Annotated in this window: 9 protein-coding genes; 4 read left to right on the top strand and 5 right to left on the bottom strand. The window is 63.4% G+C overall.

All coding sequences use genetic code 11. The features are described 5' to 3' along the window. The first annotated feature begins 75 nt into the window (after positions 1 to 75). Positions 76 to 1,938, top strand: coding sequence for an alkaline phosphatase D family protein (locus ABE459_RS24910; RefSeq protein WP_323830471.1), 1,863 nt, complete (start codon positions 76 to 78; stop codon positions 1,936 to 1,938). Between the two features lie 104 nt (positions 1,939 to 2,042). Here the strand turns inward: ABE459_RS24910 and rssC are convergent, their stop codons facing one another. Both rssC and rssB read right to left on the bottom strand, forming a co-directional pair. Then, positions 2,043 to 2,525 (bottom strand): anti-sigma factor antagonist RssC, encoded by a 483-nt coding sequence (gene rssC, locus ABE459_RS24905; protein WP_110993518.1) that lies wholly within the window; start codon positions 2,523 to 2,525, stop codon positions 2,043 to 2,045. Next, positions 2,522 to 3,706 (bottom strand): two-component system response regulator RssB, encoded by a 1,185-nt coding sequence (gene rssB, locus ABE459_RS24900; RefSeq protein ID WP_125463389.1) that lies wholly within the window; start codon positions 3,704 to 3,706, stop codon positions 2,522 to 2,524. The genes rssC and rssB overlap by 4 nt, the downstream gene beginning before the upstream one ends. 374 nt (positions 3,707 to 4,080) lie before the next feature. On the opposite strand from rssB, the gene ABE459_RS24895 reads away from it, so the two are divergent. Next, on the top strand, positions 4,081 to 4,380 hold the full coding sequence (locus tag ABE459_RS24895) for a PilZ domain-containing protein (protein ID WP_125463388.1): 300 nt from the start codon (positions 4,081 to 4,083) through the stop codon (positions 4,378 to 4,380). Positions 4,381 to 4,602: 222 nt separating this feature from the next. On the opposite strand, the gene ABE459_RS24890 is transcribed toward ABE459_RS24895, so the two are convergent. Further along, positions 4,603 to 5,310 (bottom strand): VacJ family lipoprotein, encoded by a 708-nt coding sequence (locus ABE459_RS24890; RefSeq protein WP_323830470.1) that lies wholly within the window; start codon positions 5,308 to 5,310, stop codon positions 4,603 to 4,605. 190 nt (positions 5,311 to 5,500) lie between these two features. Here ABE459_RS24890 and ABE459_RS24885 point away from each other — a divergent pair, with 190 nt between their 5' ends. Both ABE459_RS24885 and ABE459_RS24880 read left to right on the top strand, forming a co-directional pair. After that, positions 5,501 to 6,064, top strand: a complete 564-nt coding sequence (locus tag ABE459_RS24885) for a phosphonoacetaldehyde phosphonohydrolase-related protein (RefSeq protein WP_323830469.1) — start codon at positions 5,501 to 5,503, stop codon at positions 6,062 to 6,064. 123 nt (positions 6,065 to 6,187) lie between these two features. Further along, positions 6,188 to 6,451: a DUF4404 family protein gene (locus ABE459_RS24880; RefSeq protein WP_110993524.1), complete on the top strand. Its 264-nt coding sequence runs from the start codon at positions 6,188 to 6,190 to the stop codon at positions 6,449 to 6,451. 124 nt (positions 6,452 to 6,575) lie between these two features. Here ABE459_RS24880 and queF read toward each other — a convergent pair whose 3' ends face one another. Then, complete coding sequence (gene queF / locus ABE459_RS24875; protein WP_323830468.1) at positions 6,576 to 7,406, bottom strand: NADPH-dependent 7-cyano-7-deazaguanine reductase QueF; 831 nt, start codon at positions 7,404 to 7,406, stop codon at positions 6,576 to 6,578. A 68-nt stretch (positions 7,407 to 7,474) separates the two neighbouring features. Continuing rightward, positions 7,475 to 7,993: a cupredoxin family protein gene (locus ABE459_RS24870; protein WP_323830467.1), complete on the bottom strand. Its 519-nt coding sequence runs from the start codon at positions 7,991 to 7,993 to the stop codon at positions 7,475 to 7,477. Positions 7,994 to 8,180 lie beyond the last annotated feature (187 nt).

The following is an 8,180-nucleotide window of genomic DNA, read 5'->3' as shown; positions in this document are numbered from 1 at the left end:
CGGGCCACGCCCGCCCCACCTTGCTCGGCGCGGGCTTGCCCCGCGAAGAGGCCAGTCAAGCCTCCAGAGCCGTCGATGACCTCCCGCGCCCCATTGCCCCTTGTTCTTGCTGGCCCGGTACTGCGCCGCCTTGAACCCCAACGCCTGGCCATCTGGCTGGTCGGCTCGCAACCGCTGCTGCCCGAATTCGTGCTCGGCTACCCGGGCATCACCCCCAGCCTTCACTGCACCACCCTCGCGCTCGGCGCACGGGCATTCGTGCACCTGCTGGACATCCATTTCGACCGAGCGCTGCCCTGCGACATCGCACTTGAATACGACCTGCTGATCAACGGCAAGGGCATCAGCGACTGGGCGCCACACCTGCTCTACCCCGGTACCACCCGGCCAGATTTCGTGCTGCGCGAGCGCCTCGACCAGGTACTCCACGGTTCATGCCGCAAGCCGCACCACCCAGCGGCCGACGGCCTGCTATGCGCTGACCGCCTGCTGGCCGCCTGCACCCAGCCGCAAAAACGCCCCGCCGTGCTGTTGATGACCGGCGACCAGGTGTACGCCGATGACGTCGCCGGCCCCATGCTGCGGGCCGTCCATGAACTGATCGAGTGCCTGGGGCTGTTCGACGAGCCCCTGGAGGGCGCCGTGGTCGACAGCGGCGCGGCGCTCTACCGCCACCCGGCCTGCTACTACCACCGCGCCGACCTGCTGCCGGCCCAGCAGAGTAACGAAACCCTGCGCGAGCGCTTCTTCGGTGGCAAGCGCAAGCCAATCTTCTCGTCCAGCAATGCCGACAACCACCTGGTGACCTTCGCCGAGGTGATGGCCATGTACCTGCTGGTGTGGTCGCCGACGCCGTGGGCGCTGGTGCGGATGGACATGCCGGCGGACCTCACCGAGCAACGCCAGGCGCGCTACCGGCACGAGCTGCCACTGATCCAAGCCTTCGCCGATGGCCTGGGCCAGGTGGCGCGGGTCATGGCCCACCTGCCCTGCCTGATGATCTTCGACGACCATGACATCACCGATGACTGGAACCTCTCGGCGCAGTGGGAACAGACCGCCTATGGCCACCCGTTCTCGCGGCGCATCATCGGCAATGCGCTGCTCGGCTACCTGCTGTGCCAGGGCTGGGGCAACGACCCGGATGCCTGCGCGCCGCTGATCGAGCAGTGCCAACGCTTTGCGCAGCAGCGCACCACGCAGGATGAACTGATCGGCGAGCTGCTGCGCTTCCAGGGTTGGCAATATGCGCTGCCCAGCAACCCGCCGCTGCTGGTGCTGGACACCCGTACCCGCCGCTGGCGCAGCGAAAGCAACCTGGGCAAACCGTCCGGCCTGCTCGACTGGGAAGCGCTGTGCGAACTGCAGCAGGCGCTGATCGACCACCCTTCGGCGGTGATCGTCTCGCCGGCGCCGATTTTCGGGGTCAAGCTGATCGAAGCCGTGCAGCGGGCATTCAGTGCGCTGGGCTATCCGCTGCTGGTGGATGCCGAGAACTGGATGGCCCACCGCGGCGCGGCACAGGTGATCCTCAACATCTTCCGCCACTCGCGCACGCCGGGGCACTACGTGGTGTTGTCGGGCGACGTGCATTACTCGTTCGTCTATGAAGTGCTGATCCGCCACCGTCAGCGCAGCCCACACCTGTGGCAGGTAACCAGCAGCGGCATCAAGAACGAGTTCCCCCGGCGCCTGCTGGATGTACTCGACCGGCTCAACCGCTGGCTGTATTCACCGCGCTCGCCACTCAACTGGTTCACCAAGCGCCGGGAGATGGAGGTGGTGCCACGGGTGCCCAGCCACAGCAAGGCCGGTGAGCGGCTGTGGAACAGCGCGGGGCTGGGGCAGGTGTTCTTCGATGAGCAGGGGCGGCCAGAGCGGGTGTATCAGCTCAATGCCGATGGGGCGGCGGCGACGGAGTTTGTGCGCAGGGAATGAAGCCGGCTTAACTGGCCCTTTCGTGGGTAAACCCGCTCCCACAGAGGAAGCACAAAACCTGTGGGAGCGGCTTTAGCCGCGAAGAGGTTTGTGCAGACGCTGGATCAGGAACGCTCCAGCGCGCTCACCAGGTCGTGGAACGCCTCGCGGTTGGAGTCGTTCAGCCCCATGAGGATCTTGTGCGCCTCCAGCACCTTGGAACGCACCACATCTTCGCTCTGGTCCTGCGATGGCAGGTCGGTCAGGCACTCGGGGCACGGCACCGGGCGGTCGACGATGTTGAACACCTGGTCGAAGCCCATGGACTGCAACAGGCGCGAGATGTCTGGGTTGGTGGTGACCACGGTCGGCAGCAGGCCGATTTTCTGCCGCGACAGGATCGACAGCTTGGCCAACAGGCCCAGCGTGGTGCTGTCGATGCTTTCGGTTTCGGTCAGATCGATGACGATGGCCGAGAAATTCAGCGCAGTGAAAATCTTCTCGATCGTCGCATCCAGCGCCGAACACAGGGTCAGGCGCACTTCACCGACAAATTTCAGAACGAAGGTGCCGCTCTGTTCGGCGAACTGGATTCTACCGGTACTCATTCAAGGTTCCTGCTCAACACCAATAGGGCGATATCATCCGGCATCTCCCCAAGCGTAGCCAATTCGAATCGTTGGCGCAGCCCCTCCAGGCTACCCCCCGCTTCCTTGACGATTTCCGGCAAGGTCGCTTCCTTATCTTTGAGTGTGCCCCCTGGCAAAAGGTCCAGAATGCCATCGGACATGAGCGTGAGGCTGAACTGCGGTGGCAGCTCCAGCACCAGGTCCTGGTAGCTGGCCTCTTCGAACAGCCCCACCGGCAGGCCGCGGCCTTCCAGGTAGCGGACTTCACCCGGGGTGTACAGCACCGGCAACGGCAAATGGCCGCCGACACTGTAGGTGAGCAGGCCGGTTTCCTCGTCGATGACGCCACCGACCATGGTCACATGCTTGCCCAACTTGCAGTTGATCAGCCCGCGGTTGATGTGGCTGAGCACTTCCGAAGGCTTGAATTCACGCACTTTGCTGCCGCGCTTGAATTCGAACAGCAAACGCGTGGTCATGAACTTGAGCAGCACGGTGACGAACGCCGACGACGCGCCATGGCCGGAAACGTCTGCCAGGTAGAACGCAATGCGCCGCTCATCCACGCGGAAGTAGTCGGCGAAATCACCCGACAGGTACAGCGACGGGATGATCTGGTGCTCGAAGGTGTACTCGCCAGCAACCCAAGGGTTCTCGGGCAGCATGTTCATCTGCACCTGGCGCCCGGCGGTCTGGTCTTCCTGCAGCAGGTGCAGGCTGGCCTCGAGCTCGCGGTTGGCGGCTTCGAGCTTGTCGCGGTAGCGCTGGTTTTCCAGCACCAGGCGCGAGCGGTCGAGCGCGCGGCGCACCGAGTGCTCGAGCACGGCGAGGTCTTCAAGCGGCTTGATCAGGTAATCGGCGGCGCCCAGGCGCAAGGCCTCGACCGCGTCGCTCATGACACCGGCACCGGACACCACGATCACCGGCAACTGCGGCGCGCGCTCGCTGACCTGGCGGATCAGTTCGAGGCCGCCCATCTGCGGCATGCGCAGATCGCAGATCACGAGGTCGGGCTGGTGTTCTTCGAAGACCTGAAGGCCCTGCTGGCCGTTCCCGGCCTGGAGGACGCTGAAGCCACTGTCTTCCAGATAGGCGGCGAGGCTGGCACGGACCACATCGTCGTCATCGATAATCAGCAGCGTTGCACTGGTTTTCTGCATGTGGGCGAACGGCGCCGATTTGGGTTGGCGTAGCGGGCGTCGGCAAGCCGGCGCAAAGCTACTGGAATACTGTGTGATCACTCACTCTCTGAGTTGTAGGACAAGAAAACTCGCCCGACAAATAGCAGTGGTGCCCTGTAAGGCGCAGACGGTACTCCCATCCGACGGGCGTTTCAAGCATGCAAGGGTCGAGTGCTGCGCGGTAATCACTCGTGGTTATTAAGGGCTCTGTTTCGCACACTGTTATGCATATCCGCCGGCCCCGCAGGCATTGCAGGCCTGCCCTGCAACTGGCGATTGCCGATGCAATTTGCCCGGACGTATGATCGGCGCTACAGCCTGCACAGCGGCGCAACCGATGGAAAGGACCGAGCATGCACCTGACGCCCGACAGCCACAGTGAAAAACGCGATTTCATCCGCATGCGCATCGACACCGAGGTCAGCCTGCTGCATGAGGGCCAGGTAATCGCCGCCGTCTGCCTGGACCTGTCCAGCAGCGGAATGCAGGTGCAGGCGCCACAGCGCTTCCAGGTGGGCGACCGCATCGAGGTGCGCATCGACTCCGACCACCCTGCCCTCAAGGGCCTGCATGCCAGCACCGAAGTGGTGTGGATCGCCGATCAGCCAGGAGGCGAACAGAAGTTCGGCCTGCGCATCCTGGCCATGCACTGAACGCAAGACGCAAAAAGGCGACCCGAAGGTCAATGCCGGTCAATTAAGCCAATTGGGGTCGCTGCGCGACCTTCGCGGGTAAACCCGCTCCCACAGGATAGCGCAGAGCCTCAAGTCGGCGCGAAACCTGTGGGAGCGGGTTTACCCGCGAAGGGCTGCAAAGCAGCCCCAACTAACTGACTGGCACTAACCCGAAGGTCGCCTTTTTCACACCCGCAAGGCTTAGAAGTCGTCTTCGACTTCGCCGTCCTTGACCTTGAACTCACGGTTCTGCAGGTAGGCGTTGCGGATGAAGATGTACTTGTCGCCCTGGATCAGCTTCTCGGCAGGCAACAGGCTGGCGCGGGTATCGATCACGTCCAGGGCGAAGATCGAGTTGCGCGTCGGCACGTGGTCGATATAGCGGTAGGGTTCGGTGTAGGTGTCCGGGTACTTGGCCAGGCCGTCACGCACGGTGCTTGGGCCGAGCAGCGGGATGACCACGTAGGGGCCGCTGGGCACGCCCCAGTAACCGAGGGTCTGGCCGAAGTCTTCGTCGCTGCGCTGCAGGCCCATCTTGGTGCCGACATCGAAGAAGCCGCCCAGGCCGAAGGTGGTGTTGACGATCAAACGGGCCGTGTCGATGCCCGCCGCACGCGGCTTGAGCTGCAACACGTTGTTGGCCAGGTTGGTCACATCACCCAGGTTGCGGAAGATGTTGTGGATGCCATCTTCGAGGAACTGCGGGGTGACAGCCTGGTAACCCTGGGCCAGGGGTTTGAGGGCGTAGGTATCCAACACATCGTTGAACTTGAAGATCGGTCGGTTGACCGTTTCCCACGGGTCGTCCTCGGTGGCCGCCTGGGTGGCTGCCACGGGCGCCAGCAACAGGCTGGCGCAGACACAGGCCTGGGTGAATCGCTCGATCACTCCGGCACCGATCCTACGCATAGATGTTTCTCCCTCGGATTTCACGGCCGCAACGGCCCAAGGCGCGCTGCAGAACAAGGCGCCAGTATAATGGCTCGCTGGCTGATAAACAGCTTTACATAAATTAGCTCAACATTTTGTGAACAACTGTTGCAGTCATCGCTCGGTAACAAACGCTGGATAGCCTGCAGGGTATTTCAGGGAAGTTGCCATGCAAGACGCACCTGCCTTCACTGCCGTGCTGTTCGGCCTGCGTGGCTGCCTGGTCCATGCCAGCGACGGCAGCCCCCTGCCCGCCCCCGGCGCCCTGGCCTTGCTGGCCAGCCTGCGCGCCCGCCAAGTGCCGTGCATCTGGCTCGACGAGGTCAGCCCCAGCGCGGGCAAACGCCTGACCAGCGTACTCCCTGACTGGCTGCCGGGCCTGCCCAGCAACGGCTGCAAGTGGCCGGCGCCAGATGCCTGCTGGCAGGCCCTGATGGCCCTCGAAAGCCAGCAACTGGAAGGCTGCGTGCTGATCAGTGGCGAGCCGCTGCTGCTGCAGTCGGGCCTGAACGCCGGGTTGTGGACCGTCGGCCTGGCCGCCTGCAGCCCGTCCTGCGACCAGGCCTCAAGCCAGTGGCAGGCCATGACCCAACAGGAGCAGGAACGTGCCCGCGGCAAAGCCACGCTCGAGCTGTTCGGCCTGGGCGTGCATTCGGTCATCGACCACCTGGAATCCCTCGACACCTGCCTGTCGGACATCGCCCTGCGCCGGCACAAGGGCGAGAAGCCCTGACACGTCCGCGTTGATACGGGTCATGCAAAGCACCGGCAGGTGGATTACGCTAGAGGTCAGGCACGAACCTTTACCATTGCGCCGAGGTCCATGCCTTGCCAAGCCATTGATGGAGAACGAACAATGCCTGCCCGCGAACTGCAAGAGCGCCTCAACAGCCTGCGCGAGCAACTGGACCGCAACGTGCCGCTTTCGGATGAAGAGCTGGCCAACCTGCATGAAGAAGCCCGGCAGATCGAGGCTCAACTGAAACTTGAGGAAGCCACGCCTGACAACAACCTGGTGGATGGCGTGAACCTTGCCATCGAACGCTTCGAGGCCGACCACCCGGACCTCACCGCCACCCTGCGCAGCATCGTCAATTCGTTGCACAGCATGGGCATCTGACCCTTTACTTCTTTTGGGCTGCTTTGCAGCCCTTTCGCGGCACAAGGCCGCTCCTACAGGCACAGCGCGATACCTGTAGGAGCGGCCTTGTGCCGCGAAAGGGGCGCACAGCGCCCCCAGTCTCTTACTGACGAACCAGGCGCAGGTTCGCCGGACTGATCGGCCCGGTGCTGCGATACGGATTGATGTCCAACCCGCCACGACGCACATAGCGCGCGTACACCGTCAGGTACTCGGGCTGCAGCAGGTTCTTCAGGTCCAGGTAGATTCGCTCCACGCACTGCTCATGGAAGTCGGCATGCTGGCGGAAGCTGATCAGGTAGGTCAGCAGGCTGGCGTGATCCAGCGCCCGCCCCTTGTACTCCACCACCACACTGCCCCAGTCCGGCTGACCGGTCACCGGGCAGTTGGACTTGAGCAGGTGGCTGTGCACGGTCTCTTCCACCACGCGCTCCGCAGAGCAGCGCAGCAACTCAGGCTGTGGCTGTTCGTAGTTGCTGATGGTGATATCCAGCGCATCGATGCACTGGCCCGGCAAGGCGGTCACGCCCTGCGCTTCCACTTCAGCCAGGGTGCGAACCTTGACCAGCACCGGCTTGCCGGCGGCGCCGGACAGGTCTTTCTCAAGGCAGGCCTGCAGCTCGGCCAGCGACGCGAACACGGTCTGGTTCAGCGAGTTGAGGTACAGCTTGAACGACTTCGATTCGATGATGTTCGGCGAATCGCAGGGGATGGCGAACTCGGCGATGGCCACCACCGGCTTGCCCGACGGCAGCAGCCAGGACAGCTCGAAGCAGTTCCAGAAATCCACGCCCTGCCACGGCAGGGCGTCGCCGCTGACCCCCAGCTCGGCCCACTTGGCCAGGCGCGGAATGGGGAACAGCAGCGCGGGGGTGTAGGTGGCGATGTATTCGCTGGACTTGCCCAGCGGGGAGTGTTCGGCGGCGGGATGCATGGAAACTGACCTGAGGGTTCGAAAATGCCCCTAGTCTACCGGTTTTACACCCCGCCTTGGAGCGCAAGCTACTCGATGGTCAGTGGGCCGACCATGCCGGCCTGGTAGTGCCCGGGTACGTTGCAGGCGAACTCGATGGGCGCCGAGGTGCGGAAGGTCCAGGTCAATTCGGCGCGCTGGCCGGGCTGCACCAGCACGGTGTTGCCGCCGCCGTGCGCGTGGCCACCCTGGCTCATCTGGCCGTGGTCCATCTGGCCATGGTCCATGCCCTCGTGATTCATGCCGGCGGTGAAGATCTTGCCCTGCATCGCCACCATCTCTTTCTGATGCTCGGCATGCATGGCCTTGTCACCCAGGTTGAACTCGTGGGGCAGCTTGCCTTCGTTGACCAGGACGAAACGTACTGTCTCGCCAGCCTTGACCTTGAGGCTCTTGGGCTCGAAGGCGATGTCCTTGAGCACGACCTCGACGGTACGGGTGGCCTTGGCTGCCGGCGCCGGCTCGCCGAAGGCGAAGTGCTGTGCTTCGTCGGCGAAGGTGGGCAGGCTGACCAGCGCAAGGGCGGCGGTGATGAACAGGTGTTTCATGTGAACTCCGGGAACTGCAGCGAGAATGAGGCCATTCTGGAAAGCGCCGGCTGGCAGCTGGCTGACGGGAAGATTACAACTTTGTCAGCTTGGGCGGCGCGCGGGATCGTCACGTATGATTTCGAGCACTGTCTTTGTGGGAGCGGGTTTACCCGCGAATGCTGCAGTGAATGCACCGACGTATTCG

Source organism: Pseudomonas sp. TWI923 (assembly GCF_039673365.1).
Classification (GTDB): Bacteria; Pseudomonadota; Gammaproteobacteria; order Pseudomonadales; family Pseudomonadaceae; genus Aquipseudomonas; species Aquipseudomonas sichuanensis.
Note: the sequence above shows the minus strand (reverse complement) of the source record. Positions and strands in the feature narration are given on the sequence as shown.

What these genes read in the sequence shown, in the direction of transcription:
- ABE459_RS24910 (WP_323830471.1), top strand. Translation starts at nt 76, where the DNA reads ATGACCTCCCGCGCCCCATTGCCCCTTGTTCTTGCTGGCCCGGTACTG.
- rssC (WP_110993518.1), bottom strand. Translation starts at nt 2,525, where the DNA reads ATGAGTACCGGTAGAATCCAGTTCGCCGAACAGAGCGGCACCTTCGTT.
- rssB (WP_125463389.1), bottom strand. Translation starts at nt 3,706, where the DNA reads ATGCAGAAAACCAGTGCAACGCTGCTGATTATCGATGACGACGATGTG.
- ABE459_RS24895 (WP_125463388.1), top strand. Translation starts at nt 4,081, where the DNA reads ATGCACCTGACGCCCGACAGCCACAGTGAAAAACGCGATTTCATCCGC.
- ABE459_RS24890 (WP_323830470.1), bottom strand. Translation starts at nt 5,310, where the DNA reads ATGCGTAGGATCGGTGCCGGAGTGATCGAGCGATTCACCCAGGCCTGT.
- ABE459_RS24885 (WP_323830469.1), top strand. Translation starts at nt 5,501, where the DNA reads ATGCAAGACGCACCTGCCTTCACTGCCGTGCTGTTCGGCCTGCGTGGC.
- ABE459_RS24880 (WP_110993524.1), top strand. Translation starts at nt 6,188, where the DNA reads ATGCCTGCCCGCGAACTGCAAGAGCGCCTCAACAGCCTGCGCGAGCAA.
- queF (WP_323830468.1), bottom strand. Translation starts at nt 7,406, where the DNA reads ATGCATCCCGCCGCCGAACACTCCCCGCTGGGCAAGTCCAGCGAATAC.
- ABE459_RS24870 (WP_323830467.1), bottom strand. Translation starts at nt 7,993, where the DNA reads ATGAAACACCTGTTCATCACCGCCGCCCTTGCGCTGGTCAGCCTGCCC.